Annotated in this window: 29 protein-coding genes and 1 tRNA gene; 20 read left to right on the forward strand and 10 right to left on the reverse strand. The window is 64.1% G+C overall.

The features are described 5' to 3' along the window. Window positions 1–5 precede the first annotated feature (5 nt). The 3 genes from NCR93_RS05370 to NCR93_RS05380 all read right to left on the reverse strand — a co-directional run bounded on the left by NCR93_RS05370 (window position 6) and on the right by NCR93_RS05380 (window position 2,606). On the reverse strand, window positions 6–530 hold the full coding sequence (locus tag NCR93_RS05370) for a hypothetical protein (protein WP_175979934.1): 525 nt from the start codon (window positions 528–530) through the stop codon (window positions 6–8). Window positions 531–702: 172 nt separating this feature from the next. Continuing rightward, window positions 703–2,160, reverse strand: coding sequence for an esterase-like activity of phytase family protein (locus NCR93_RS05375; RefSeq protein WP_175979935.1), 1,458 nt, complete (start codon window positions 2,158–2,160; stop codon window positions 703–705). Between the two features lie 170 nt (window positions 2,161–2,330). Beyond that, the gene (locus tag NCR93_RS05380; protein ID WP_008350405.1) at window positions 2,331–2,606 is read right to left on the reverse strand and encodes a hypothetical protein; all 276 of its coding nucleotides are present in this window, start codon (window positions 2,604–2,606) and stop codon (window positions 2,331–2,333) included. A 237-nt stretch (window positions 2,607–2,843) separates the two neighbouring features. On the opposite strand from NCR93_RS05380, the gene NCR93_RS05385 reads away from it, so the two are divergent. Both NCR93_RS05385 and NCR93_RS05390 read left to right on the forward strand, forming a co-directional pair. After that, window positions 2,844–3,419: a hypothetical protein gene (locus NCR93_RS05385; protein WP_175979936.1), complete on the forward strand. Its 576-nt coding sequence runs from the start codon at window positions 2,844–2,846 to the stop codon at window positions 3,417–3,419. 328 nt (window positions 3,420–3,747) lie between these two features. Next, window positions 3,748–4,455, forward strand: a complete 708-nt coding sequence (locus NCR93_RS05390; RefSeq protein WP_175979937.1) for a DUF2968 domain-containing protein — start codon at window positions 3,748–3,750, stop codon at window positions 4,453–4,455. Window positions 4,456–4,517: 62 nt separating this feature from the next. Here NCR93_RS05390 and NCR93_RS05395 read toward each other — a convergent pair whose 3' ends face one another. Continuing rightward, window positions 4,518–4,829: a hypothetical protein gene (locus tag NCR93_RS05395; protein ID WP_372492530.1), complete on the reverse strand. Its 312-nt coding sequence runs from the start codon at window positions 4,827–4,829 to the stop codon at window positions 4,518–4,520. Between NCR93_RS05395 and NCR93_RS05400 the strand changes: the two genes are divergently transcribed. Next, window positions 4,828–5,070 carry a hypothetical protein gene (locus NCR93_RS05400; RefSeq protein ID WP_008350396.1) on the forward strand — a complete coding sequence of 81 codons (243 nt, stop codon included), beginning with the start codon at window positions 4,828–4,830 and terminating at the stop codon, window positions 5,068–5,070. The two genes, NCR93_RS05395 and NCR93_RS05400, sit on opposite strands and share 2 nt — an antisense overlap. Before the next feature lie 50 nt (window positions 5,071–5,120). On the opposite strand, the gene NCR93_RS05405 is transcribed toward NCR93_RS05400, so the two are convergent. Next, the gene (locus tag NCR93_RS05405; RefSeq protein ID WP_008350394.1) at window positions 5,121–5,627 is read right to left on the reverse strand and encodes a PRC-barrel domain-containing protein; all 507 of its coding nucleotides are present in this window, start codon (window positions 5,625–5,627) and stop codon (window positions 5,121–5,123) included. Between the two features lie 110 nt (window positions 5,628–5,737). Here NCR93_RS05405 and NCR93_RS05410 point away from each other — a divergent pair, with 110 nt between their 5' ends. Beyond that, on the forward strand, window positions 5,738–6,409 hold the full coding sequence (locus NCR93_RS05410; RefSeq protein WP_175979938.1) for a ribonuclease HI family protein: 672 nt from the start codon (window positions 5,738–5,740) through the stop codon (window positions 6,407–6,409). A gap of 12 nt (window positions 6,410–6,421) precedes the next feature. On the opposite strand, the gene NCR93_RS05415 is transcribed toward NCR93_RS05410, so the two are convergent. Beyond that, the gene (locus tag NCR93_RS05415) at window positions 6,422–7,162 is read right to left on the reverse strand and encodes an SDR family oxidoreductase (RefSeq protein ID WP_175979939.1); all 741 of its coding nucleotides are present in this window, start codon (window positions 7,160–7,162) and stop codon (window positions 6,422–6,424) included. Between the two features lie 217 nt (window positions 7,163–7,379). On the opposite strand from NCR93_RS05415, the gene NCR93_RS05420 reads away from it, so the two are divergent. The 4 genes from NCR93_RS05420 to NCR93_RS05435 all read left to right on the forward strand — a co-directional run bounded on the left by NCR93_RS05420 (window position 7,380) and on the right by NCR93_RS05435 (window position 11,330). Further along, window positions 7,380–8,549, forward strand: a complete 1,170-nt coding sequence (locus NCR93_RS05420; RefSeq protein WP_239294954.1) for a porin — start codon at window positions 7,380–7,382, stop codon at window positions 8,547–8,549. Between the two features lie 66 nt (window positions 8,550–8,615). Then, the gene (locus NCR93_RS05425) at window positions 8,616–9,248 is read left to right on the forward strand and encodes a LysE family translocator (RefSeq protein WP_175979940.1); all 633 of its coding nucleotides are present in this window, start codon (window positions 8,616–8,618) and stop codon (window positions 9,246–9,248) included. Window positions 9,249–9,669: 421 nt separating this feature from the next. Next, on the forward strand, window positions 9,670–11,214 hold the full coding sequence (locus NCR93_RS05430) for a peptide MFS transporter (RefSeq protein ID WP_008350387.1): 1,545 nt from the start codon (window positions 9,670–9,672) through the stop codon (window positions 11,212–11,214). A gap of 39 nt (window positions 11,215–11,253) precedes the next feature. Then, window positions 11,254–11,330, forward strand: a tRNA-Met gene (locus NCR93_RS05435). A 329-nt stretch (window positions 11,331–11,659) separates the two neighbouring features. Here NCR93_RS05435 and rpsU read toward each other — a convergent pair. The 4 genes from rpsU to NCR93_RS05455 all read right to left on the reverse strand — a co-directional run bounded on the left by rpsU (window position 11,660) and on the right by NCR93_RS05455 (window position 13,559). Next, a complete protein-coding gene (gene rpsU / locus NCR93_RS05440) occupies window positions 11,660–11,872 on the reverse strand; it encodes a 30S ribosomal protein S21 (protein ID WP_006999077.1) in 213 nt (70 codons plus the stop codon). Window positions 11,873–12,036: 164 nt separating this feature from the next. Beyond that, entirely contained in the window at window positions 12,037–12,345 is a 309-nt protein-coding gene (locus tag NCR93_RS05445) for a 2Fe-2S iron-sulfur cluster-binding protein (protein ID WP_034472170.1), read from the reverse strand. Window positions 12,346–12,371: 26 nt separating this feature from the next. Next, complete coding sequence (locus NCR93_RS05450; RefSeq protein WP_175979941.1) at window positions 12,372–12,965, reverse strand: IMPACT family protein; 594 nt, start codon at window positions 12,963–12,965, stop codon at window positions 12,372–12,374. A gap of 54 nt (window positions 12,966–13,019) precedes the next feature. Continuing rightward, window positions 13,020–13,559 carry a GNAT family N-acetyltransferase gene (locus NCR93_RS05455; protein ID WP_250532182.1) on the reverse strand — a complete coding sequence of 180 codons (540 nt, stop codon included), beginning with the start codon at window positions 13,557–13,559 and terminating at the stop codon, window positions 13,020–13,022. Between the two features lie 270 nt (window positions 13,560–13,829). On the opposite strand from NCR93_RS05455, the gene NCR93_RS05460 reads away from it, so the two are divergent. From NCR93_RS05460 to astE, 12 genes are all read left to right on the forward strand, one after another. Further along, complete coding sequence (locus tag NCR93_RS05460) at window positions 13,830–15,416, forward strand: EAL domain-containing protein (protein ID WP_008350376.1); 1,587 nt, start codon at window positions 13,830–13,832, stop codon at window positions 15,414–15,416. Window positions 15,417–15,477: 61 nt separating this feature from the next. Further along, complete coding sequence (locus NCR93_RS05465) at window positions 15,478–15,876, forward strand: hypothetical protein (protein ID WP_033537211.1); 399 nt, start codon at window positions 15,478–15,480, stop codon at window positions 15,874–15,876. Between the two features lie 283 nt (window positions 15,877–16,159). Continuing rightward, window positions 16,160–16,849 (forward strand): ABC transporter permease, encoded by a 690-nt coding sequence (locus tag NCR93_RS05470; protein ID WP_008350371.1) that lies wholly within the window; start codon window positions 16,160–16,162, stop codon window positions 16,847–16,849. A 23-nt stretch (window positions 16,850–16,872) separates the two neighbouring features. After that, window positions 16,873–17,604, forward strand: a complete 732-nt coding sequence (locus NCR93_RS05475; RefSeq protein WP_008350370.1) for an ABC transporter permease — start codon at window positions 16,873–16,875, stop codon at window positions 17,602–17,604. Between the two features lie 21 nt (window positions 17,605–17,625). Next, window positions 17,626–18,453 carry an ABC transporter ATP-binding protein gene (locus NCR93_RS05480; RefSeq protein WP_051996525.1) on the forward strand — a complete coding sequence of 276 codons (828 nt, stop codon included), beginning with the start codon at window positions 17,626–17,628 and terminating at the stop codon, window positions 18,451–18,453. 43 nt (window positions 18,454–18,496) lie between these two features. After that, window positions 18,497–19,468: a GlxA family transcriptional regulator gene (locus NCR93_RS05485; protein WP_235366349.1), complete on the forward strand. Its 972-nt coding sequence runs from the start codon at window positions 18,497–18,499 to the stop codon at window positions 19,466–19,468. Window positions 19,469–19,578: 110 nt separating this feature from the next. Beyond that, window positions 19,579–20,805, forward strand: coding sequence for an aspartate aminotransferase family protein (locus NCR93_RS05490; protein WP_008350365.1), 1,227 nt, complete (start codon window positions 19,579–19,581; stop codon window positions 20,803–20,805). Window positions 20,806–20,821: 16 nt separating this feature from the next. Further along, window positions 20,822–21,868 carry an arginine/ornithine succinyltransferase subunit alpha gene (gene aruF / locus NCR93_RS05495; RefSeq protein ID WP_033537219.1) on the forward strand — a complete coding sequence of 349 codons (1,047 nt, stop codon included), beginning with the start codon at window positions 20,822–20,824 and terminating at the stop codon, window positions 21,866–21,868. After that, window positions 21,865–22,896, forward strand: coding sequence for an arginine N-succinyltransferase (astA, locus tag NCR93_RS05500; protein ID WP_034472088.1), 1,032 nt, complete (start codon window positions 21,865–21,867; stop codon window positions 22,894–22,896). The genes aruF and astA overlap by 4 nt, the downstream gene beginning before the upstream one ends. A gap of 12 nt (window positions 22,897–22,908) precedes the next feature. Continuing rightward, entirely contained in the window at window positions 22,909–24,381 is a 1,473-nt protein-coding gene (gene astD, locus NCR93_RS05505; protein ID WP_175979943.1) for a succinylglutamate-semialdehyde dehydrogenase, read from the forward strand. Window positions 24,382–24,396: 15 nt separating this feature from the next. Next, complete coding sequence (gene astB, locus NCR93_RS05510) at window positions 24,397–25,737, forward strand: N-succinylarginine dihydrolase (RefSeq protein WP_008350361.1); 1,341 nt, start codon at window positions 24,397–24,399, stop codon at window positions 25,735–25,737. Next, complete coding sequence (gene astE, locus NCR93_RS05515; protein ID WP_175979944.1) at window positions 25,721–26,737, forward strand: succinylglutamate desuccinylase; 1,017 nt, start codon at window positions 25,721–25,723, stop codon at window positions 26,735–26,737. Before astB ends, astE begins: the two co-directional genes overlap by 17 nt. Window positions 26,738–26,793: the final 56 nt, after the last annotated feature.

Raw genomic sequence — 26,793 nt, forward strand, 5'->3', positions numbered from 1 at the left:
GACGTTCAGGCGTTCGCCGGGCGGCCGGTCTTGACCGTTTCGAGCGCCTTGATCGCTTCGACGAGGCGTTTCTCGGGCGCGGCGTCGAGCATCGCGAGCGCGGCCCGCAGCAGTTCGCTCTTCTTCACGCGCACGCCGTTCTTCTGGCACTTCTCCTTGAGCGCGGCGATCTTCGCGTAGTCGGACTTGGGCATCGTGAAGCTGTCGCGCACGACTTTTTCCTTCTTGACGCGGCGGGCTTTCGCGTCGGCGTTCGGCTGGCTCGCGACGGTCTTTTCCGTTTTCTTCGCGGCAGCGGCTTCGACTGTCGGCGTCTTCCCGGCTTTCTTTGCGACGGGCGCTTTCGCGGCCGGCTTCTTCGCGGTCTTCGGCGTCGTGGCCGCGGCCTTGGTCTGCTCTGCGGGTTTAGCCGTCTTCTCGCTGGCCTTGGCCCCGCGCTTCGCGGGAGCGGGCGCGGGCGCGGCTTCCGTTGCGCCCTTGGGGAAATGAAACGCCTTCTTCGTCGGCGCCTTGACTTGCGGTGTGCTCATCCCGTTCTCTCCCGTCGTATGTGGAGAAAACAGTATATACGGTTTAAGGAGGCGCGCGTTCGCCGGACGCATCCGCGAAACGCGTGTCGCATCAACGGGATAGACGCGCGGCCCTCGACTTATCTACACGCTTGTCCACCGAAACTGTGGATAAGCGCGCGAAGGGGCCGCGTCAATCGTCATGACGGCGATGGCCGTGATCGTCGTCGTGGCGGGAGCGGCAAGCCTTGTCGTCGAGACGTTGCGCGACATAGCCCGGCAGATCGGCATCGTCGATCGCGAAGACGAAGAACTGGTTCGGATTATCGATGCCCTCCGGATGGTTCGTATCCGTCACGGTGCCGACGAAGTCGTTGTCGTTCGCGATGAACAACGTGTGCTTGAGCGCGCCGCCGACGCGCACGTCCGGCCCGAACGCGAGGCTTTCGAGCTTCGCCGGAATGTCGGTCGACGCGATGCCGTGCGCGTTCAGCGCCTTGACGACATCGAGGAACAGCGTCTTCTGCAGCGCGAAAGGCGCGAGGCCGCTCGCGCCGCTCGTCTGGCTCACGTCCTGCGCGCCCGAAATATCGACGTGATACACGCGCTTGACGGCCGCGCTCGAATCGTCGCCGAGGCCCTTGCCGTCGCGCTCGTCGAGCAGAAGCTCGTGGTCGTTCACGGCGACGATATCGCTGATCGTCGGATAGTTCGGTTTGTCGGCCGTGCCCATGTTGGTGAGCGGATAGGCGAACTGCGTCGACTTGCCGGTGCGCAGATCGATGCGCAGGATGCGCGTGTACGCGCCATTGGTGCCGCCGTCCTGCAGCAGCGGACTTTGCATCGCGCCGAAGAGCGCGTCGCCGTCCGGCGAGATCGCGAGGCCTTCCATGCCTTTGTTCGCGACGCGGCCCGACGCGTTCGCGCCGATCTCGTCGCTGCCGACGGGCGAGAGCGCCGTCACCGCGAACGACGCCGGCACCGCGTACGCCGCGATGCGCTCGCCGCTCTGCCGGTCGAAGCGATAGATGTACGGGCCGTATTCGTCGGAGATGAAGACGCTCGCGCCGTCGCGCGCCACGCGGATGCTTTCCGGATCGAAGCGCGCGTCGCGCGGATACGTCGACGGCCGCGTCGGCGCGAAGTTGTCGGAGCGGCCGGTGAAGTAGTGCGTGTGCTTCTTCGCGTTGAACGCGGGCGCGCCGTTGCCGACGTTCGCCGCGGCGCCGTCGCCGTACACGAGCGGCTCGCGCGCATGGAGGAGCGTCGTGTCGACGAGTGTCGGATCGAGCGTGTAGGGCAACGTGCCGCCTTTCGCGCCGGCTTGGAGGCGCAGGATCAGCGTCTGGAAACGGTTGATGTACGACGCGGTGTCGTCGATGGCCTTGTTGTATGAGATCGCGTTGGGGCCGCGATCGGGCACGGCGAGAAACGTGTCGCAGCCGGCATACGCGAGTCCGGAGCCGAGCCCGCCGAGCAGATTGCCCGGCGCGCCGTTTTCGAGCGGCGCGGCCGTCGCCTTCGAGCGATCGACGGCATTGCCGCTCAACTGACCGATCGCGATGAGATCGACGCTCGCCCAAGCGGACGAACCCGCGATGTTCAACGCTAAAAAACCGAACGACAAGGCACATGCACGCGCTCGAACCATGAACGTCTCCTTTCTATGGAATTGCCCGCGCATTATTACGAGCGGCAAGTGACGTTCGTATGACTAAGGAAGCGATCCTTTACTTTGAGCCATATCCGACCGATGCGAGCGCGCGATCCCGAAACGACAACGCCGGCGCAAGGCCGGCGTCGTGGACGAACGTTCGGAAGTTACTGCTTGATCGTCCCGGTCGATTTGGAGTCACCCGGCTGAGCCGGCGACATCCCTTGCTCGCGCTGCTGCATCAGCGTGCCGCCGCCGGAGGTGCCGGACTGCACGCCGCCTTGCGACGAGTCGCCCGTGCGCGGGGCGGGCATCGGTTCATTCTTGCCCGGCTGCATCTGCTGCTGACGCTGCATCAACTGATCGCGCGACATTTCCTCCGAAAGCGCGCTGGTGCTGGCGAGCGCGAGGAGCGCGCCAGCGATCGCGGTAGTGGTTTTCATATCTGTCTCCTTGAGCCGGCGCCAGGCGCGCCGCTTACAGAACCGTCAGCATCGAACGTGCCGCGTGCGCCGCGATTAGGACTGTCCTTATTTATGTCTTAAGCGACGCTAAATGGCCGATAAACGGATAGGATATTTGACAGGCGATCCAGGGCGCGGGTCTATTACAATTCGCGATCCAAACAATATCGAATTGCCTGTTTCCCGTTCGAAAGTCTGCACGCCACGGAGTACTTCATGTCGATCATCGCACTGAGCGAATTATTGAAATGGCGCGATCAATTGCCCGAGGAGTCGGGCGAGGAAGCGCACATGCTGAACGCATTGATTGCGCGTCGCGAAGCGGAAATGCGCGCGCGTATCGCGGATTCGATCGCGGCAGTCAGTCAGCGCGAAAACTGGAAACTGCAACGCTGCGCGGCAATTGCACGGCGTGTCGAAGAAACGCCGGTTCGTTATTTGGAATCGATTGACGAATTTTTTCAGAATCGAAACGAAGGCGCGCCTCATGTCGAAACGCCAGAGGTTCTGTCAGATTTCTTCGCGGACGATCGGCGCGAAGCCGCACTGACGCACGCGCCGCTGCACAGGCCCGCGACGCAGATCGGCATGCCCGACTTGCCGACGCCTGTCGTCAATCTGCATGGCGTCATGGGTTCGCTCGAGTCGCGCGTCGCTGAGACGCCGGGCATTGCGTGCGGTCTTCAGGGCATCAGGATCATGCGTATGGTCGCCTTGATGTCGAAAGCGCGCTCCGCTCAAATCGCCAGGATGAGGATGAACGGGACGCAAGCGTTTTATCGCCACTCTTGATTTTCGATCGTTGCATTCGGCGCATTCCGATTTTTTCATCGCGTTACATTTTTATCCTCTTTCTCACGGAATCCGCGCACTGCGTCGGCGGCATTTTCTGCATCGTTTGAATCGCCGGACGTCTCGCCTATACTTGATCCGATAGCTTATTCGAGCGAAAGAAAGCAGATTCCGTTCGTCATGCAGAATGGTTGCGCCGGTATTCATTCGAATCGAATAACGCCTGTCGCGGTACCGAATTTAAACCAACCTCAATGCATGACGGCCAGTGCTGGAAAAGACTGGCCAGGGAGCCATCGTGAAAAGCCTGCTGAGCAGAAGAGGGAGCTTGCTCGACAACGCACCATCGTTTCTCGTGCGTCAAAAAGCCAACATTCCACGCGGCTTCACCGCGCCGGAGATCCACGCCGAAGACCTGTCCGGGGAGGAGTCCGTCCCGGTTCAGCTTTCGACGCGCGTCACGCCGCTGCGGCCCGGGGTCGTTCCCGCCACCCAGCAATCCGGCAAGGAAGCCGTGCAGGCCGCGCATCTCGCGGAAGTCGAATGGCTCGTTCAGCAAGGCGCGCTTTCGACGTTTCGCACGTTTCAGAGCTTCGCCTATTCCGCGAGCCTGCTGTTTTATCCGCGCGATCTGATCTATTACGCCGTGCTCCATCATGAGGATGCGGTCTGGCGCGTGCTCAAGGCCGGCGACCTCGGCGCGGCGGAATCGGCGTTCCGTCATTTCGTCGAACAGGCGATGCGGCTTGCCGACGCCGAAATGCGGCGCGCGCATCTCGAAGCGCAGAACGAGCAGATCGAACGTCTCACCGCGGAATCGGACGCGCAGATCGAGCGCGTGCGCGTCGATTTGCAGCGAGGCGGGCGGCACGATCAGCAGGTTGCGCTCAAGCAGCAGGAAATTCGCAAGGAGCTGGCGCAACTCGAAGGACGGCGCGCCGCGGCGCAGGCGCAACTCAACAAACTGCAGCGCCAGCTTCACCAACTCAACACGGCGGTCAACGAGAACGTGCCGAATCTGCCTGTCGTTCGATGACGCCACATTCAATCGTCCGAAGAAAACTTCCCGATCTCGCGTAGAATCGCCCCTTCGGGCAGCTAGTCGATTCTTTCGGCATACTCCCCACCGAACTTCGCAATGTATGTGCTGAGCCCGCGTCCGGCGCGGGCCAGTTGCTTCATTTCCTCGACGCGCGCGCGACCGGGCACGCGATAGTCATACAGGTATGTCCCGCCGTTGACGAAGCGCACTTTGATGCCGTCGTGCAGGATGTCGAATGCTTCGACGCCCGAATTGCCGGCAATATTTCGATAAGGCTGCATGGTGTCTTCAAACTCGAACGTACGCAAACGATTGCGCGCTCGTAGCAGGCCTAAAGTTTCGTCGGCGGGGACCGTTAAGGATGTCATGGATAAAGACCAATTCCCGTTCCTCGACTCGGACGATCCGCACTTTCAGCACGCTCGCGCGCTGAGCCTCTCGGTCGGTGCGATTCGCCGTGCACAAGGCAAGTGCAGCCCCAACGACTTCCCGGTCGGCTCGCTCGAATGGCACTTCGCCATCGAGGATTTCGCAGGCGATGTCCTGCGCGCGCTGATGGGCGAAACCGAAGGCGTCAACATTCAGGTCGGAGAGCGGCCGCTCGACTGACCGCGCGCCGCGCGTCTTAAACGCCGCCCATCGGCGGCGATTCCCCTTTGCTATAGCTTCACGCCGCCCGCTTCGGGCGCATCCACGCCGCCGGGCGGGATCGCGCCGCCCGGGCCGACGTCGCTCGTCCGGTCGCTCGACCAGTACGGCTCGCGTCCGTAGTGCTGATGCACGGTGCTCGCCCAGACGCGATCCGCCATCGAAGGCCAGGAATCCTTGTCGAAGCCCGGCGAGTTGCGCACCTGCTCGGCCGTCGCGTCGATCCGGAAGCAGTGGTTGTCCGTATCGAGCGTGAGTGCGCTCCACGGCACAGCGAGCAGTTTGTCGCCGATGCCCAGAAAGCCGCCGCTCGACAGCACCGCATAAGCGATCCGTCCGCTCGTCACGTCGAGCATGATTTCCTTCAGCGATCCGACATCCTGGCCGTCGCTGCTTCTGACCGAATTGCCGTCGAGCGTGCTCGCCGCCATGACATCGGGTCCGGGGCCGGCGGCCGTCGCCGCGCCCTTGCCGACGATCTTCGCGCCCGCGGAAGCCGGTTCCATCGATTGACTCATGATCCGCTCCTTTGACCATCGTGAGACACGTTATGGTGAGCAACGGCCGTACCCATGGCGTGTCATCGCGCTCTGCTAAGCTCGGAATTCGTTCATTCCGTCCGCTGCCCATGATCGCTTTCGAGGAATTGCTGGCCGTCGCCTACAAGAAGGAGCGCATGCAGAGCCGCCGTCTCGCCAAAGGCGCGGCGCTCACCGAGCACGCGGCGCTCGTCAGGACGTTGCAGAAGGCGGCGGGCGAGCAATCCTTGCGAGATTTCGTCGATGCGCGCCGCGCCGAGCAAATCCGAAACGCGGATGCGCTGCGCTCACGCGACGCCCGGCGCGCCGAACGGAGCAGGCCGCGTAGGACCGAGCCCGAAGCGACAGGATGGCGCGGCTGGTTCGACGGCTCCGCGCTGCCGAATCCCGGGCGGCTGGGAATGGGAGGGGTGCTCGTCGGTCCGCTCGGGGAGACGGTCGAGATCAGCATCGCCGCGGGCATCGGCGACAGCAGCGCGGCGGAATATCTCGCGCTGATCGCGCTTATCGAAGCGGCGCTGCGCGAAGGTGCAGCGGAAGTGGTGATCTACGGCGACAGCCGCGTCGTCATCGACGACGTCAGCGCACCGGAGAACGCCGGCATCCGCTCGCTCGCGCATCACGCCGCGCGCGTGCGCTCGCTCATCGCGCAGATCGGCGATGTGCGTCTGCAGTGGATTCCGCGTGCGCGCAACGCCCGCGCCGATGCGCTGTCGCGTCAGGCGCTCGACGCGGCGCGCGCGTCGGTCGAAGCGGCCTGACTTGCGGAATCGTTACAAATCGCGGACGTCCGCCGTCGGGGTGTCGCCGAATGCGTCGCTCAGGAGATAATCGACGACCTTGCGCGCCGACGCCTCGGGCGTTGCGAGATGGCCGTCGCGCTTGAGCGCGTCGAAGCGCTCGCGCATCGGGAAGCGTTGGAGCGCGGTGCCGCGGATTTCGGCCTGCATGTCGGTGTCGACGACGCCCGGCGCGACGCTGCAGATGCGCAGCGCGCGATTGCCGTCGAGCGCGACCGCGCGCGCGTGATGATCGAGCGCCGCCTTGGTCGCGCAGTAGATGCTCCAGCCGGGGTAAGCGTTGCGCGCCGCGCCGCTCGAAATATGCACGATGCGCGTGTCGATCGATGGCCCGGCCGCCTGCGCCACCGCCGACGCAAGCATCAGCGGTGCGGCGACGTTCACACTGACCGCGCGCGCGACGTCGGCCGGCTTCTGATCCGCGAGACTGCCGACCGGCGCGAGCAGGCCCGCGTTGTTGACGAGCACCACGCGTTGCGCGCCGGACACGAAGCGCGACAGGGCGTCGCCCGACAGCCATTCGGTGAGCTTCGGGAGATCGGCGAGATCGAGCTCGACTTCGTGCAACTGACCGGGATGGCGCGCGGCGAGTTCGTCGTTGCGCTTTCGGGAAATCGCGAGCACTTGCGCGCCTTGCTCGAGCAGCAGCGAAGCGAGCGCGGCGCCGAGTCCGCGGGTGTGGCCGGTGAGGATGACGCGAATCGGTTCGGACATGAGCGTGGTCGGGTTGGCTGAAGTCGTCCGATTCTATCGACAAGCGCGGCGGGGCGCCGGCTACGCCAAAACGCGTCATCCCCGCAACAGGAGCGAGCGGGGAATACGGTCGTTCGTTGGTTCCTGGACACAGATGCGATCGGGCATCTTCTTTTGACTGACAAGCTTCTTCACAAAATTGACAATCGATCTCAAACAAGAATCATCGGAGCCTGCCATGCCGAATCGCCGCAAAGCATCCCGAGCTGCGTCGTCGATCTCCGAGTCCGATCGCCTTCCCGCGCGCAACAATCGCTCGCTGACTTGCTGCATCGCGGCTTGCGCGACCTTCATCGGCTTGCCTGCGGCGTCGTGGGCTCAGAGCTCGGTGCAGCTCTACGGTGAACTCGACGCGGGCATCGCTTATACGAACAACGTCGGCGGCCACTCGCAATATCGCCTGACGAGCGGCACCATCGACGGCAGTTACTGGGGACTGCAAGGCACCGAGGATCTCGGTGGCGGCGCGCGCGCGATCTTCCGGCTCGAGCGCGGCTTGTCCGTCGCGACGGGCGAGGGGCTGAACGATCATCCGATGTATGTCGGCATCGGCACCGATACGCTCGGCACGCTCACCTTCGGCCATCAATACGACTCGATCCACGATTACTTCCAGACCTTCACGCTGACCGGCAACACGGGCGGCACGGCGTTCGCGCATCTGCTCGACAACGACAACGCGAACAACTCGTTCCTCGCGGCGAACTCCGTCAAATACACCAGTGGAAACTATGGCGGCCTGAGTTTCGGCGGTCTCTACGCGTTCTCGAATCAAGCGGGCGGATTTTCGGACAATCGCGCGTACAGCGTCGGGGCCAACTATTCGGCGGGCTCCTTCAACGCGGGCGCCGCCTATCTGCACAACAACGGGCGCGGCAACACGACGAGCGGCGCATACGATTCGCTCGCGCTGCCCGGCCCGGGCAACACGATATTCAACGCCAACGTGCAGCGGCAGAACACGTTCGGCGTCGGCATGAGCTACGAGATCGGCGAATTCACGCTGGGCGGCGCATTTTCCCGCGCGATCAATTCCGGCGTCACCGATGCCGACACCGGCGAGCTGATGCCATCGCTCGCGCTCAACAATTACGAGATCAACGGCATCTACAAGCTGACGCCGGCGATTCAGATCTCCGGAATGTACGTGTACACCAACGGCGGCGGCGCGCACTGGCACGAGGGCGCGCTGCAGGTGGACTATCTGCTCTCCAAGCGCACGGACGTGTATCTGGAGTCGATCTATCAGCGCGCTTCGTCGGGCGCGCCGGCGGTGATCAACACCAACGATCCGTCGAGCGGCCGCAATCAGCTGATGTTGAGCACGGGCATCCGTCATCGTTTCTGACCATTCTGCGGGCGTCGCGCGCGTGCTAATTTTGCGGTTTGTTTTGCGCCGATCCGCAGGTGTCCCATGTCGCTCCAGACTTTCTCGCTGTTCCTGCCCGCGTGCTTCGCCATCAACATGGCCTTCGGGCCGAACAACGTGCTGTCGCTGTCGAACGGCGCGCGCGATGGCGTTCGCGCGTCGGTGCTGGCGTCGTTCGGGCGGATCGTCGCTTTCGCGATCATGATCGCCATCGCCGGGCTCGGGCTCGGCGCGCTTTTGCTCGCATCGCAGACGCTCTTCACGGCGATCAAGTACGCCGGCGCGGCGTACCTCGTGTGGATCGGCGTGAAGCTGATCCGCTCCGGACCTTCGCTCGTCGTCAAGGAAGAGGGCGCGGCGCGCGGTCCGATGAATCTCGCGCGGCTCATCAAACAGGAATTCTGGGTCGCGGCGGGCAATCCGAAGGCGATCCTCGTATTCACGGCCTTCTTCCCGCAATTCGTCGATCGCAGCGCGTACGCGACGAGCTTCGCCATTCTCGGCGCGACGTTCCTGCTGCTCGAACTGGTGGCGATCTTTATTTACGCCGCGCTGGGCGCGCGCCTTGGCTCGCTTTCGCGCGGCGCGCGCGGTTTCACGTGGTTCAATCGCGTGAGCGGGGCGCTGATGATCGGCTTCGGCGTGATGCTCGCGTTCGTGCGGCGGCCCGCGACCTGATTCAGCGACTTTCGGGATCGAATTAATCGCGCGAATTATTACATTGAGTCATAGTCGATAACTGCGCATTAATTCTCGCGACAAATTACGCCAATCGCAGAATCCGAGAACTTTGCGTTTCGCTTGATTTACCCGCCATGCGAGAAAGCGGCGACGAAACGTCGCGCGCCCGGATTTTGCCGATTACCCGATACTTCCTTGCCTCGCGCGTCGAGGAAAGCGAACGCCGCGCGTGCGCCGCTGATTCAGGATTCGATAGCAATCGAATGTCTCCGATTTGCGATAATCGCGTGTTTGCCGCGGATAATCGCCCAGCTATTCATCTGACCATTTCGCGGACTATTCGCTCGTTTCGTCATTACGTGCAATCGGTATCTCGAAATGCGCCGATTCGCTTACGCCGTTTGAAGGATTTTTTCCGATGCTAACTCACTCGTCCCGCGCCTCGCAGACGCGCTCGTTCACGACCGTCTTTCTGATCGAAATGTGGGAGCGCTTCGGCTATTACGGCATGGCTGCGCTGCTCGTGCTGTTCATGGTCGACAAGATCGGTTTCGCCGATGAGCAGGCCAATCTCACCTGGGGCGCGTTCACCGCGCTCGTGTTTTCGGCGCCGTCGATCGGCGGCTGGATCGGCGACAAGATACTCGGCGCGCGCCGCACCATGACCGCGGGCGCTTTCGTGCTGGCGCTCGGCTATCTGATGCTCGCGCTTCCGGTCGACACGCTCGGCTTCATGTATGCGTCCCTCGGCGTGATCGTCGTCGGCAACGGGCTCTTCAAGTCCAACGCGGCGAATCTCGTGCGCCGCATCTACGAGGGCGATGACGCGCGCATCGACAGCGCGTTCACGATCTATTACATGGCGGTCAATATCGGCTCGACGTTTTCGATGCTCGCGACGCCGTGGATCAAGGATCACTGGGGCTGGCACGCGGCGTTCGCCGTGTGCTGCGGCGGCATGGTGCTCGGCCTGCTGAATTTCGCGGTGATGCGCCGCACGCTGGCGCACATCGGTTCCGCTCCGGACGACCAGCCGATTCGCTGGAAGCACGCGTTCGCGGTGGCGGCGGGGAGCATCGCGCTGGCGGCATCGACCGTATTCATCCTGCAGCACAAAACCGTGGCGGTCGCGTGTGTCTACGCGGCGGGCGTGGCCATTCTGGCGATCTTCGGCTACATGTTGATCAAGTGCGACCGCAGCGAGCGCGCGGGCCTCGTCGCCGCGCTGATCCTCACGTTGCAGGTCATTCTCTTCTTCGTGTTTTACCAGCAGATGTCGACATCGCTCACGCTGTTCGCGCTGCGCAACGTCGATCCGTCGTTCTCGATCGGCAACGCAGAGCTGTTCACGTGGAGCGCGGCGCAGTTTCAGGCGCTCAACCCGATCTGGATCATGCTTCTGAGCCCGATTCTCGCGTTCCTTTACACGCGACAGGCACAGCGCGGCCGCGGCATGTCGGTGGCCTTGAAGTACGCGCTCGGCTTCGTCGTCGTGGCGATCGGATTCTTCGTGTTCGGTCTGAGCGGGCGTTACGCGGTGGATGGGCGTGTGTCGTCGTGGTTCATGGTGGCGGGCTACGGTCTCTATTCGCTCGGCGAACTGCTCGTGTCGGGCCTCGGCCTCGCGATGATCGCGCGCTACGTCCCGGCGCGCATGAGCGGCTTCATGATGGGCGCGTATTTCGTCGCGACGGGCGTGTCGCAGTATCTCGGCAGCGTCGTCGCCAATTTTGCGCGCATGCCGTCCGGCAACCTCGAACCGGTGCAATCGCTGCCGCTCTATACGCATCTCTTTTTCGGGCTCGGCTGGCTGGCAGCGGGCGGCGCGGCGGTCGCCATGGCGCTCCTGCCGGTGCTCGGCAGACTGTCGCGGGCGCATCAGCAGGCGGTGGAGCAGGCCGTCAACGCCGCCGCGAACGAACGCGCGACGCCGGCAGCAACGTTGAGTACAAACAACGTTTGACTTCGGGGAATGCTTCGGTCTATAATTTAATTCTTCAGACGCGGGGTGGAGCAGTCTGGCAGCTCGTCGGGCTCATAACCCGAAGGTCGTAGGTTCAAATCCTACCCCCGCAACCAGTTTCAAAAAGCGAAGAGCCCGGTTCAGCCGGGCTCTTCGCTTTTGTGCGTTCGTTTCTTCTTCGTTCTCAATGGCGCAGGTCCGGCAGCGAAAAAGCGCGACCGCGCATCCGACCGAAAATTTCCTTCCCAAGCACGAAAAGCCTGCATGAGCTTTGTGCTCATGCAGGCTTTGTGCGATCTTGCCAGCTTTAATCGATTGGGGCGCTACGATAGTGCGCGAATCCGCGAGCTTTCACGCGACCTGCGCGTGAAACCGCGACCCGATCGATCTCAGGTTGCGATGCCGATCTTGCCTAAGCAGACGAGGGCGCGATGCCCTGCGTCGATCAATAGAACTTCTTCGGCAGTTGCGCGCGACGGATCTGCTTGCGCAGACGAGCGACAGCAGCAGCTTTCTTGCGCTTGCGCTCGGTGGTGGGCTTTTCATAAGCCATGCGCGACTTGAGCTCTTGAATCAGGCCCGTGCGTTCGACGGTACGGCGAAAACGACGCATGGCGACGTCGAAAGGCTCGTTCTCTTTCAACAGTACTTTAGTCATTGAAATCTCGGTTGATCTGGCCCTGCCAGAATTTAGGGCAAAACGCAATTGTACACTTTTTGAGCGTGACCCTGCACGCACTTTGTACGAAAGCATGCATATGCGGACTCGGGAATCACATCGTAGGTCGTTGAATCGAGACGACAATCCCGGAATACCCGCGCTCAGAATCCGCGGGAGCGAGGACGCCTTCGATCGGGCTCGGCTCGGCGCGCGTCCGGCTGCTCGATCGTCACGTCGGACAGGGCGAGCGCGACGCACGGCAGAATCCAGCGTTCGGCTTTTTCCTCCGCGGTGAGTCCCGGCCATTCCACGCGATACGCGATCTCGCCTTCGACGATCCGGCAGATGCACGCACGGCAGGTGCCGTTGCGGCACGATCGCGGCAGCGACAGATTCGCCCGCAGCGCGGCTTCGAGCAGCGTCTCGCCGCCTTTCACCGCGACGAAGTGTCCGGCAGGCTCGATGACCATCGCGAAGGCGCGCGGCTCGTCGTCATTCACGCCTGTACCTCGACGTTCGCGCGGCCGTTGGTGAGATCGCGCAATTCGGCGGCGGCCGGCTCGCGAGCGATCGCGGCCATCCGCACGACGAGGCGCACGGTCATCCCATATTCGCTTTGCACGAGTTCGGCGTCGTGCTGCTCGATCCATCGGCGCACGCGCGCTTCGTCGGCATAGTCGATGTCGATGCCGATCAGCCCGCGTTCGATGCGCTCGACGCGCTCGGCCGACTGCATCGCGCTTGCGATCGCATCGGTGTAGGCGCGCACGAGGCCGCCCGCGCCGAGCTTGATGCCGCCGTAATAGCGCACGACCGCGGCCAGCACGCCATCGACTTCGTGATGCCGCAGCACTTCGAGAATCGGCCGTCCGGCGGTGCCGGAAGGCTCGCCGTCGTCGGACATGCCCGACTGGCCGCCCGCGAGGAGCGCCCAGCAGACATGCGTCGCGCCCGGATGCTCGGCGCGCAGGCGCTCGAGCTCGCGCATGGCTTCGTCGCGATCCGCGACGGGTATCGCGAGCGCGATGAAGCGGCTCTTGCGGATGTCGATTTCAGCGCTGACGGAAGCGGCGAGAGTGTACGTTGGCAAAGCGGAAAACGCGCGGGAGGCAAATATCGAATCATAGCCGCTCGACGCGGCCGGTCATGCCGCCACGTCCGAGCCGTCTTTCAGCGCGCGCTGCATGAGCACTGTATCGACCCATCGTCCGTGCTTGAAGCCGACGTCGCGCAGCACGCCGACATGTTCGAACCCGAGCCGCGCATGCAGCGCGATCGAGCCGGCGTTGCCGCTGTTGCCGATCACCGCGATCATCTGCCGCCACGGTCCGCGCTCGCATCGTTCGATGAGCGCCGTGAGCAGCGCGAGGCCGACGCCGCGGCGACCGAAACCATCGGCGACGTAGACCGAATCTTCGATCGTATGCCGGTAAGCCGAGCGCGGCCGGTATGCCGACGCATACGCATAGCCCGCCAGCCGTCCGTCCAGCTCCGCGACGAGATACGGCAAGCTCGCCGCCGCGATGGCCGCGTGACGCGCGCGCATGTCGTCGACCGACGGCGCGATCTCTTCGAAAGTCGCGAGCGCGTTTTCGACGTAGTGCGAGTAAATGCGCGCGATGGCGTCGAAGTCGCCTTGCGCGGCGTCGCGCACGAGCGGTCGGGAGGAAACGTCGGAGGCCATGTCTGTCGTTCGATGCAAGGAAAACGCGGTTTCTGGTCTGGCCATTTTCGCACGGTGCATCGGCGGCAAAAAAGGCTTGCGCGGGCCGTGCGGAAGACCACCAAAAGGCAGCGTTTTCGGGCAAAGAAAACGTTGAATCGAGCGATGCGCGACCCCTACACTAAGTCGTTTGTCCGAGACTCGGGCGCGGCGCAACGCACGCCGGCCACGTCGGACAGGAAATACACAACGCGCGCGCGACAGTCTTTGCGCCGCGGTCCATAAGACGCAATGAACAAAATTCAACGTGGGGCGCTGGCGGCGCTTCTGATCGTCATCGTGGGAATCGCGGCGCTGGCGCCGGCGGGGATCGGCTTTTTGTTCGCGCAGCGCAGTCAGCGGCATGACGAGACCGCGCGCCTGAACACGGTCGCGGCCGCCGCGCTCTTTCGCGCCGAAGATGTCACGCGGCGGCTGTCGGGCGCGCTCGGGGAAATCGGCAAAGTGGCGGCCGTGCCGTGTTCGACGCCGTATCTGCAGGAGTTGCGACGCATCGCGCTCACGCACGAGCAGGTGCGCGACGCCGGCGCTTACGATCGCGACGGCCGCTGGCAATGTTCGTCGCTCCTGGGCGCGGTGTCGGCGGGCGTGCTCGACGGCCTCACGCTGCCGCCGCCCGACTGGCGCTCGCGCGACGGCGTGATGGCGTGGTACGGGCTGTCGCGTCTGCCGGGCGGCAAGTCTTCGCTCGTGATGGGGCGCAACGGCTTCTACGTCGCCGCCGATCCATCGCTTTACGTCGACACGCTCGACGCGAACGACGAGGTCGCGAGCGGCGTCGCCGTCATCAACACGGAAGTGAGCCGCGTGATCGCGACCACGCCCGCCACCGACGCCAACGCGATCCTCGCCGTCTATCGCACCGAGCCGCCCGTGCGCGACGACTCGCCGTACGTCGTGCGCCGTTCCGTGTCGATGCCGCTCGCGGTCGTCGTGAGCGCGCCGCATCAGACGCTGCGCCAGCGCCTGCGCACGCTGCCGTGGGGCTGGCTGCTCGGCGGCGTCGTGGTCGGGCTCGCGCTCGCGAGCTGGGCGGCGTTCTTCTTCGTGCGACGGCTCTCGCCGCGCGGCCAGTTGAGCGATGCGGTGCGGCGGCATCAGTTCATCGTCGCGTATCAGCCGATCGTCGATCTCGCCACGCGGCGCTGCGTCGGCGCGGAGGCGCTCGTGCGCTGGAAGTATCACGATCGCATCGTGCGGCCCGATCATTTCATCCCGCTCGCGGAGCATCAGGGGCTGATCCAGGCGATCACCGATCAGGTGCTCGACACGATCCTGCTCGAACTCGGCGACTTTCTTAAGCGCTACCCGGAGTACTACGTGTCGGTGAATCTGTCCGCGCCGGATCTCACCACGCATCGCTTTCTCGACGTGCTCGGCCCCGCGATCGCGCAGCAGGGCGTGCGGCCGGAGCAGATTCACATCGAGGCCACCGAGCGCAGCTTTCTCGACGCCGATGCCGCCAAGGAAGTCATCGGCGCGTTTCGCGAAGCGGGCCATGCCGTCTATCTCGACGATTTCGGCACCGGTTATTCGAGCCTCTCGCACTTGCAAAACTTTCGCATCGACGGCCTGAAGATCGACAAGTCGTTCGTCGATACCGTCGGGCAGGACGCGGCGTCGAGCAGCGTCGCGTCGCACATCATCGACATGGCCGCGACGCTCGACGTGCAGGTGATCGCCGAAGGCATCGAGCGTGAGGAACAGGCTGCGTATCTGCTCGCGCGCGGCGCGCGGTTCGGGCAGGGCTGGCTGTTTTCGGCGCCGCTCACGGCCGCGGAATTCATCCGCTACGCGGGCAAGACGCGCGCCGCTTGATCGGCCTCGATTCGTCCTTATCTACGATGTTTCCTGACGAGGCCCGATCATGACCACTCCGATGAACGACCCGACCGCCACCGCTTTCCTGCGCGACGTGCGGCATCCGCTGCTCGTGCTTCATCGCAGCGTGCTTGCGCATTTGCGCGCGCGCCACGAGGCCGAGTTCGGGCCGACGTCGCCGGGCGAATTCCTGCAGATCGTGATCAACGGATCGGCGTATCGCTGGCTTACGCCGTTCTCGACGCTCATCGCCGCCATCGACGACGTCCTCGACGACGAGGAAGCCACCGCCGACGCGCGCATCGCGCACGCGCAAGCCGTCGTCGACATGTTCAGCGCCGGCACGCGCGATCCGGCATTCGCCGAGCAATTCCTGCCTTTGCTGCAGGACAGCCCGGAGATCGCCGTGGCGAACGGGCAGGTCGCGCAACGCGTGCGGGACGTCGCGCGCGCGTAAAAATCGCGGGATCGACGGGCGCGCGGTCTATCGAAAATGCGACCTGAAAACCGCAATTTCCGGATTCCGCGCGCATCGGGGTTTTCCTGTCTGTCGCGTGCGAACAGCGTTGCGCGGCGGGCCCGTGGCCGCGTGACGGCTCACCGCGTCGTCGTGCTGCATCGCAGCAAAGACGTTTCATCACAATTGAGCGATTAATTTTCGCTTGCGAGTATCGCCGCCAATCGCCGGAGCGCTCGTAGTCGCGCTCCGCTTCTTTCAACGAAGACGATGGAGGCGACTCTTGATCCTGTACGGCTTCGGCCCGCTCCTCTGGGCGGGCGCCAAAGAGACGCTCGCGCTCGCGGTGCTGTCTCTCGCGGTATCGGTGCTGCTCGGCTTGGCCGGCGCATCCGCGAAACTTTCGCGTCACGCGCCTTTGCGCGCCGTCGCGACCGCATACACGACGCTCATCCGCTCGGTTCCCGACCTCGTGTTGATGCTGCTGCTCTTCTACAGCATTCAGATCGCGATCAACAATGTCACCGATGCCTTCGGCTGGAGTCAGTTCGACATCGATCCGTTCACGGCCGGCGTGCTCACGCTCGGCTTCATCTACGGCGCGTATTTCACCGAGACGTTTCGCGGCGCGTTTCTGGCGGTGCCGCGCGGGCAACTCGAAGCGGGCAGTGCGTACGGCATGAGCGGCATGCGCGTGTTCGGCCGCATTCTCTTTCCGCAGATGATGCGTTTCGCGCTGCCGGGCATCGGCAACAACTGGCAGGTGCTCGTGAAGGCGACGGCGCTCGTGTCGATCATCGGTCTCGCGGATGTCGTCAAGGCGGCGCAGGACGCGGGCAAGAGCACGTTCAACATGTTCTTCTTCATCCTGATCGCGGCGCTGATCTATCTCGCGATCACGAGCGCATCGAACCTCGTGTTGATGGCGCTCGAGCGCCGCTATTCGATCGGCGTGCGGCACGCCGAACTCTGACTCCTGCCAGCGAGCAAAAAGCCATGATCCAGATCTTCGCCGAATGGTGGCGTCCGTTCCTGTATTCCGACGGCATGCGCGCGTCGGGCCTCGTCGTCACGTTGTGGCTGCTCGCGGCGTCGATCGCGCTCGGCTTCTGCGCGGCGGTGCCGCTCGCCTGCGCGCGCGTGTCGCGCAACCGCTGGCTTTCGACGCCCGTGCGCCTCTACACGTACGTGTTTCGCGGCACGCCGCTTTACGTGCAACTGCTGCTGCTCTACACCGGCATGTACAGCCTGGAATTCGTGCGTACGCAGTCCTTGCTCGAAGCGTTTTTCAAAAGCGGCTTCAATTGCGCGATCCTCGCGTTCGCGCTCAACACCTGCGCCTATACCACCGAAATCTTCGCCGGCGCGATTCGCGGCATCGCGCACGGCGAAGTGGAAGCGGCGCGCGCTTACGGCATGAGCACCTTCACGATGTATCGCCGCATCATCCTGCCGTCCGCGCTGCGGCGCGCCTTGCCTTTGTACAGCAACGAAGTGATCCTGATGCTGCACGCGACGACCGTCGCCTTCACCGCGACCGTGCCGGACATCCTGAAGGTCGCGCGCGATGCGAATTCGGCGACCTATCAGTCGTTCGAATCGTTCGGCATCGCGGCGCTGCTGTATGTCGCGATCTCGTTCGCGCTGGTCGCGGCATTCCGGCGCGCCGAGCGGCGCTGGCTCGCGTATCTGCGGCCGGCGGGCGCGGTGCGCGCTGTGCGTCATTAACGAGCGGTAAAATTCGAAGCCATGCGTCACACCCTGTCATCACCCGAGGAGAAAGCGTTGCAGCCAACCGCCAAAGACGTCGCGACCAAGCTCGTCGCCGAGGACATTCACAAGCGCTACGGCGACAACGAAGTGCTGAAGGGCGTCTCGCTCGCGGCCAAAGCGGGCGATGTGATCAGCATCATCGGCGCGAGCGGCTCGGGCAAGAGCACGTTTCTGCGCTGCATCAACTTTCTGGAGCGGCCGAACGCGGGGCAGATCATCGTCGATGGCGAAGCCGTTCGCACCAAGACCGATAAATCCGGCAATCTCGAAGTCGCGGATCACAAGCAGTTGCAGCGCGTACGCACGAAGCTCGCGATGGTCTTCCAGCACTTCAACCTGTGGTCGCACATGACGGCCATCGAGAACGTGATGGAAGCGCCGCTGCATGTGCTGGGCATATCGAAGAAGGAAGCCGAGGATCGTGCGCGCGAATATCTCGAGAAAGTGGGCCTGCCGCCGCGCGTCGAGAAGCAGTATCCGTCGCATCTGTCGGGCGGTCAGCAGCAGCGCGTCGCGATTGCGCGCGCGCTCGCGATGCATCCGGATGTCATGCTCTTCGACGAACCCACGTCCGCGCTCGATCCCGAGCTCGTCGGCGAAGTGCTGAAGGTGATGCAGCGTCTCGCCGAAGAAGGCCGCACGATGATCGTCGTCACGCATGAAATGGGCTTCGCGCGCAACGTGTCGAATCACGTCATGTTCCTGCATCAGGGACGCACGGAAGAAGAGGGCGCGCCGTCCGAAGTGCTGAGCGCGCCGAAGAGCGAGCGTCTGCGCCAGTTCCTGTCGGGCAGCCTCAAGTAACGTGACGCTGCAAGTTGCGATCGTCGCGCTGCCGCCGGTGTCGATGAGCGGCATTGGGCCGATCATCGACAGTCTTTCGCTCGCCAATGAAATCGACGGGCATCGTCTCTACGAATGGCGCATCTGTTCGTGGGACGGCCGTCCGGTGCCGCTTTCGGGCGGCGCACAGCTTCCCGCCGATTGCGCGTTCAACGACGCCGTGCGTTGCGACTGGCTCATCGTCGTGTCGGAGCGCTATCAGCAGTTCGCCGATTACCGGCTCTTTCTCGCGAGCCTCGCGCGCGTCGCGCCGCGTACGCCGCTCGTTTCCGGCATTCATCACGGCGTATGGTGGCTCGCGATGGCCGGGCAGCTTTCGCAATATCGCGTCGCGGTGAACTGGGAAACGTATCAGCAGTTCACCGAGCAGTTCGAGCGCGCGATCGTCAGCCAGCAGATTTTCGAAATCGACCGCGATCGCGCTACTTGTTCCGGCGGGCAAGCGGCCATCGATTTCATGCTCGCGATGATCGCGCGCGATCACGGCCCGGACCTCGCGGAGCGCATCGCGGATTCGCTCGGCATCGGCACCTTGCGCGCGGGCACGGAGCGTCAGCGCATTCCGTTCGTCACGGCGCCGGGCGAGCGGCATCCGCGCCTGAACGACGCGCTTCAACTGATGGAAGCGAATATCGAAGACCCGCTCGCCACCGATGAAATCGCGAATCTCGTCGGCATTTCGCGCCGGCAGCTGGAGCGGCTCTTTCGTCAGTATCTCGGCGCGATGCCGTCGAAGTATTACCTCAATCTGCGTCTCACGAAGGCGCGCACGCAACTGCAGCGCACGAGCAAATCGGTGGTGCAGATCAGTCTCGCGTGCGGGTTTTCATCGGCGGCGCATTTTTCCAATGCGTATCGCGACCGTTTCGGCGTGACGCCGCGCGAGGAGCGCCGTAACTGGATCGAAAAGCAGCGCGGCGGCGCGATCGACGAACCGCGCGGCGGCGCGCTGATCGAGCCGCCCGGCGCGGCATAGAAGCTGCACGGTATCTGCGGAAAAGCTCATCGAAGCATGTCGCGAACGCGCAAGACGGAACGCGGGCGATTGCCTAATATCGACGTAATGCTCAAACCGAGGAGTGGCTCATGACCGACATCAATGTGAATCGCGGTACGTTCGACGAAGTAATGGTTCCGGTGTTCGCGCCGGCCAATTTCGTGCCCGACCGGGGTCGCGGCTCGCGCGTCTGGGACACCGAAGGCCGCGATTATGTCGATTTCGCCGGCGGTATCGCGGTGACGGCGCTGGGCCACGGTCATCCGGAACTGCTGAAAGTGCTGCACGAGCAGGGCGAGAAGCTCTGGCACATCGGCAACGGTTACACGAACGCGCCGGTGTTGCGCCTCGCGAAACGCCTGACCGATCTCACCTTCGCCGACCGCGCGTTCTTCGCGAATTCGGGCGCGGAAGCCAACGAAGCGGCGCTGAAGCTCGCGCGCCGTTACGCAATCGACAATCACGGCGACGACAAGATCGAAATCATCTCGTTCACCCAGTCGTTCCACGGGCGCACGTTCTTCACGGTGAGCGTCGGCGGACAGCCGAAGTATGCGGAAGGCTTCGGTCCGCAGCCGGCGGGTATCCGTCATCTGCCGTACAACGATTTGCCGAAGGCGCTGGAAGCCATCGGGCCGAAGACGTGCGCGGTCATCGTCGAGCCGGTGCAAGGCGAAGGCGGCGTGCTGCCCGCCGATCCCGCGTTTTTGAAGGGCTTGCGCGAAGCCTGCGACAAGCACGGCGCGCTGCTGATTTTCGATGAAGTGCAGACCGGCGTCGGCCGCACCGGCACGTTTTACGCGTACATGCAGTACGGCGTGACGCCGGACATCCTGACGAGCGCGAAGGCGCTGGGCAACGGCTTTCCGATCGGCGTGATGCTGACCACGAACGACATCGCCGCGCACTTCAAGGTCGGCGTGCACGGCACGACTTACGGCGGCAATCCGCTCGGCGCGTCGATCGCGGAGAAAGTCGTCGAACTCATCAGCGATCCGAAGCTGCTCGAAGGTGTCGCCGAACGCAGCAAAGCGATCAAGGCGCATCTGGAGCGCATCAACGAGCGCTTCGGCATGTTCAGCGAGATACGCGGACGCGGCCTGCTGATCGGCGCGGAACTGAACGACAGCTACAAGGACCGCGCGAAGGACGTGCTCAACGCGGCGGCCGCGAACGGCGTCATCATGCTGATCGCGGGGCCGAACGTGCTGCGCTTCGCGCCGTCGCTCATCATGCCGATGGCCGATCTCGACGAAGGCTTCGCGCGCATCGAAAAGGCGATCGAGCAGGTCGTCGGCACGGTTGCGGTCAAGTGACCAACGGAATCCGATGATGCTCTTCGTCCGCCCCGCAAGACTCTCCGATCTCGACGAGCTCGAACGCATGGCGCGCGCCGCGCTGCCCGTGCTGCACTCGTTGCCGCGCGACCGGCGCGCGCTCGAAACGCGCGTCGCGCTCTCGGAAGACTCGTTTCGCGCCGAAGTGGAATTTCCCGGCGAGGAGTTCTATCTCTTCGTGCTCGAAGACTCGCAGACAGGCAAGTTGCTCGGCACGTCGAGCATCGTCGCGTCGGCGGGGTATTCCGAGCCGTTCTACGCGTTTCGCAACGATGCGCTGATTCACGCCTCGCGCGAACTCAAGGTGAACCGAAAAATCCACGCGCTCACGATGTCGCACGAACTGACGGGCAAGAGCCGTCTGACGGGCTTTTATATCGATCCGTCGTTGCGCGACGAAGCGAACGAAGCGGCCGCGCATCTCTTGTCGCGCGCACGCATGATCTACATCGCGGCGAATCGCAAGCGCTTCTCCAGCGAAGTCTTCTCGCTGATGCTGGGCGTCACCGACGAATCAGGCGCGTCGCCGTTCTGGGACGCGGTCGGACGCAAGTTCTTCGGCCGCGACTTCGAACAGGTCGAATCGGAATCGGGCGGACGCAGCCGCACGTTCATCGCGGAAGTGATGCCGAGCTATCCGCTCTATGTGCCGCTGCTGCCCGGCGATGCGCAGCGCGTGCTCGGCGAGCCGAACGAAAGCACGCTGCTCGCCTACGACATTCATCTCGAGGAAGGCTTCGAGCCGGATCGTTACGTCGATATTTTCGATGCCGGTCCGGTGCTGACGATCGCCGTCGACAAAAGCGCGTCGGCGAGTTCGGGCGAATTGCGCGCCGTGCGCGATGCCGCCGTCGAAAGCGGCGCGCCGTATCTCGTCGCGGCGGGCGGCGCGCATGCGTTCCGTTGCATCGTCGCGGGACTCGCGGGCACGCGCGCGGACGGCGCCGAATTGACCGCACAGGCGCGCGATGCGCTCGGCGTCGAAGACAAGGACACGGTGCGTTGCGTGCCGTTGCATCAGGCATCGGGAGAATTGCAATGATCGTCGTGCGATGCACGCAGCCGGGCGATGTCGACGCGCTCGTCGCGCTCGCCCAGGAAACGGGCCCGGGCCTCACCACGTTCAAGCCGGATCGCGGCGCGCTCGCGGCACGCGTCGAACGCGCGCGCCGCACGCTGACCGGTGAAGCGCAAGCCTTCGAAGCAGGCTATTTCTTCGTGATGGAAGACACCGCGACCGGCGATGTCGCGGGCGTGTGCGGCATCGAAACGGAAGTCGGACTGGAGCAGCCGTTCTACAACTATCGCGTATCGACGGTCGTGCACGCGAGCCAGGACATGCGCGTGTGGACACGCATGTCGCTGCTCAATATCTCGCACGATCTGACGGGTTATGCGGAAGTCTGTTCGCTCTTTCTCAGCCCGCGCTATCGCACGGCGGGCGTGGGCGGCCTGTTGTCGCGCTCGCGCTTCATGTTCATCGCGCAGTTCGCGGATCGCTTTCCGCAGCGTTTGTGCGCGGAATTGCGCGGCCACTTCGACGAAAACGGCGAGTCGCCGTTCTGGAACGCGGTCGGCTCGCATTTCTATCAGATCGATTTCAACGAAGCGGATTATCTGAGCTCGCACGGCAAGAAGTCGTTCGTCGCCGAACTGATGCCGCGCTATCCGGTGTATCTGGACTTGCTGCCGGAGACCGCGCAACAGGCGGTTGGCGTCACGCACAGGGACACCGCGCCCGCACGCAAGATGCTCGAGGCGGAAGGGCTGCGTTACGAGAATCACGTCGATATCTTCGATGCCGGTCCGGTGCTTGAATGCCACATCGCGGACTTGCGCACGGTGCGCGAGAGCGTGATCGCGCGCGTGCGTATCGGCGATCGAAGCGACACGGGCAGCGATGCCAAAAGCCTCGTATCGAACACCTTGCTCGAAGATTTCCGCTGCGGCGCGACGACGGGCGCGATCGAGGACGGCGCGTTCCTGCTGACGGCGGAAGAAGCCGCGGCGTTGCGCGTGAAGGAAGGCGATCAGGTGCGCGTGCTGACTTCTCATCCGCGCGCCAAGTAAATGAGACACGACATGGATATTTCGAACCAGTTGTATATCGGCGGTGAGTGGCAGGACGGCAAGGGCGCGGCGTTTGCATCGCGCGATCCCGGCACCGATGAAACCGTGTGGCAGGGCAAGAGCGCATCCGCGCAAGACGTGGATCGCGCGGTGTCGTCGGCGCGGCGCGCGTTCGCGTCGTGGTCGGCGCTGTCGTTCGACGAGCGCGTCGCGGTCGCCAAACGCTTCGCCGCCTTGCTCAACGAGAACAAGGAAGCGCTCGCAAACGCGATCGGCCGCGAAACCGGCAAGCCGCTGTGGGAAGCGCGCACGGAAGTGGCGTCGATGGCCGCGAAGGTCGATATCTCCGTGCAGGCGTATCACGAGCGCACCGGCGAAAAGCGCGCGCCGATGGCCGATGGCGTCGCGGTGCTGCGGCATCGTCCGCATGGCGTCGTCGCCGTGTTCGGGCCGTACAACTTTCCGGGGCATCTGCCGAACGGACATATCGTGCCGGCGCTCATCGCGGGCAATACGGTCGTGTTCAAGCCGTCCGAACTCGCGCCCGGCGTCGCGGCCGCAACCGTCGCGCTGTGGATTCAGGCTGGCTTGCCCGAAGGCGCGCTCAATCTCGTGCAAGGCGAAAAGGACACGGGCGTCGCGCTTGCGAATCATCGGCAGATCGACGGGCTTTTCTTCACCGGCAGCTCGGATACCGGCACGCTCTTGCACAAGCAGTTCGGCGGACGTCCCGAAATCGTGCTCGCACTGGAGATGGGCGGCAACAATCCGCTCGTCGTCGCGAACGTCGAGGATGTCGATGCCGCCGTGCATCACGCGATTCAATCGGCGTTTCTGTCGGCGGGCCAGCGCTGCACCTGCGCGCGCCGTCTCTTCGTCCCCGACGATGCCGTCGGCGAGCGCTTCATGCAGCGCTTCATCGAAGTGAGCGCGAACATTCGCGTCGGGAAATACGACGATGAGCCGCAGCCGTACATGGGCGCCGTGATCTCGGCGCGCGCGGCGGCGCGTCTCGTCGATGCGCAGACGCGTCTGATCGAAGCCGGCGCGAAGCCCGCGCTCGAAATGAAGCAGCGCGCGGCGCATCTCGGCTTTGTCTCGCCCGCGATCCTGGACGTGACGAACGCGCGCGACGTCCCCGACGAAGAGCACTTCGGCCCGATGGTGCAGGTCACGCGCTACAAGACGTTCGACGAAGCCATCGAGCGCGCGAACGACACCGCTTACGGCTTGTCCGCGGGCCTGCTCGCCGACGACGAATCCGCGTGGAAGCATTTCCAGCGCACGATCCGCGCGGGCATCGTCAACTGGAACCGGCCGACCAACGGCGCATCGTCGGCGGCGCCGTTCGGCGGCATCGGACGTTCGGGCAATCAGCGGCCGAGCGCGTACTACGCGGCGGACTATTGCTCGTATCCGATGGCCTCGGTGGAAAGCGCGCAATTGCAGATGCCGGCGAGCGTATCGCCGGGACTTACGTTCTAAGCGGCGGAAATGAACATGCTTGCAACCGAAGCGAATTTCGACGGGCTCGTCGGCCCGACGCACAACTACGCGGGACTCTCGTTCGGCAACGTCGCGTCGCGCAACAACGAGAAGTCGGTGGCCAATCCAAAGGCCGCCGCGAAGCAGGGCTTGCGCAAGATGAAGCGGCTCGCCGATCTCGGCTTTCGGCAGGGCGTGTTGCCGCCGCTCGAACGCCCGTCGATCAGGCTGTTGCGCGCCGTCGGCTTTTCCGGCGACGACGCCAGCGTGATCGCCCGCGCCGCGCGTGAAGCGCCGGAACTGCTGGCGGCGGCGAGCTCCGCATCGGCGATGTGGACCGCGAATGCGGCGACCGTGAGTCCGTCCGCGGATACGGAAGACGGGCGCGTCCACTTCACGCCGGCGAATCTCGCGGCCAAGCTGCATCGCGCGATCGAGCATGGCGAAACGCGCCGCTCGCTTGGCGCGATCTTCGCCGACGAAGCGCGCTTTCGCATTCATCACGCGCTGCCCGGCACGCCCGCGCTCGGCGACGAAGGCGCGGCGAACCATACGCGTTTTGCGCGCGAGTACGGCGAGAAGGGCGTCGAGTTCTTCGTGTACGGGCGCAGCGAGTACGGCCAGGGTTCGCAGCCGCAGCGCTATCCCGCGCGTCAGACGCTCGAAGCGAGCCGCGCGGTCGCGCGCCTGCACGGTTTATCCGCCGATGCGACCGTGTTCGCGCAGCAATCGCCCGATGTAATAGATGCGGGCGTGTTCCACAACGACGTCATCGCGGTCGGCAATCGCACGACGCTCTTTTGCCATGAGCGCGCGTTCGTCGATCAGCACAAGGTCTACGACGAGCTACGCGAGAAGCTCGGCGCGCAAGGCACGCCGTTTCACGCGCTCGAAGTGCCGGACAGCGAAGTGAGCGTCGAGGATGCGGTTTCGTCGTATCTCTTCAATAGCCAGTTGTTGTCGCGCGAGGACGGCAGGCAAGTGCTCGTCGTGCCGCAGGAATGCCGCGAGAACGCGCGCGTGGCGGCGTATCTCGATTCCCTCGGCGGCCGCAAGACGCCGATCGACGAAGTGCTCGTCTTCGATCTGCGCGAAAGCATGAAGAACGGCGGCGGGCCGGCTTGTTTGCGTCTGCGCGTCGTGCTGAACGACGCCGAGCGCGCCGCGGTGAACCCGCGCGTGTGGATGAACGACGCGCTTTTCACGCAACTCGACGCGTGGATCGACAGGCATTACCGCGATCGCCTCGCGCCCGCCGATCTCGCCGATCCGAAACTGCTCGCCGAATCGCGCGGCGCGCTCGACGAACTGACGACCATCCTCGGACTCGGTGCCGTCTATGACTTTCAGCGCTGATTCGTCCTTGCTCGAAGACTTCCTCGCCTTCACGCTCAACGGCGGGCGCCCTTCCGTCGCACAGGGCGTCGCGCCTTCGGGCGTGCGCTGGACCTGGCAGGGCGAGGGCGTGTTGCTGCTGGAACCCGCGACAGAACCGACGCATAGCGTGCTCGCGTCGGCGGGCATTCACGGCGACGAAACCGCGCCGATCGAAATGCTGTGCTCGCTTGTCGCGGATATCGCGAACGGCCGCGCGCCGCTCGTCGCGCGCATGCTCGTGATCCTCGGCAACATCGACGCGATGCGTGCCGCCGACCGCTATCTCGACGACGACCTGAATCGCCTGTTCAGCGGCCGTCATGCGGATTTGCGCGACAGCCGCGAAGCACCGCGCGCCGCTGAACTGGAAGACGCCGCGTTGAAGTTCTTCGATGGCGTCACGCATCGGAAATGGCACATCGACATGCATACGGCGATTCGCGCGTCGGTGTTCGAGCAGTTCGCGTTACTGCCGCACACCGGCGCGCCGCTCGCCCGCGCGATGTTCGACTGGCTGCGCGATGCGCGTCTGCAGGCGGTGCTCCTGCATCGCGAGAAGGGCAACACGTTCACGCACTTCACTGCGCAGCACGCGGGGGCGCTCGCCTGCACGCTCGAACTCGGCAAGGTGCGCCCGTTCGGTCAGAACGATCTCGCGCGTTTTGCCGCATCGGATGCGGCGTTGCGTCGCCTGATTGCGGGCGAGGCGGCGAAGGAAAGCGCGCCGCTGCGCGTGTTCACGGTCGTCGCGCAAATCGACAAGCAGAGCGAGCAATTCGTGCTGAACGTGGCGAGCGACGTGCCCAACTTCACCGCGTTCGCCGCCGGCACCGAGCTCGCGCGCGACGGCGATTATCGTTATCGCGTGTCGCACGACGAAGAGCGCATCGTGTTTCCGAATCCGAAGGTCAAGCCGGGCCTGCGCGCCGGCTTGATGGTCGTCGATACGACCGATTCGACGCTCGCCTCTCTCGATTGACCGGCAACGGTTCATCGATTCACTTCCCGATGTTTATCCGACGCACAGCGGGTGCG

Source organism: Caballeronia sp. ATUFL_F1_KS39 (genome assembly GCF_023630985.1).
GTDB lineage: Bacteria > Pseudomonadota > Gammaproteobacteria > Burkholderiales > Burkholderiaceae > Caballeronia > Caballeronia zhejiangensis.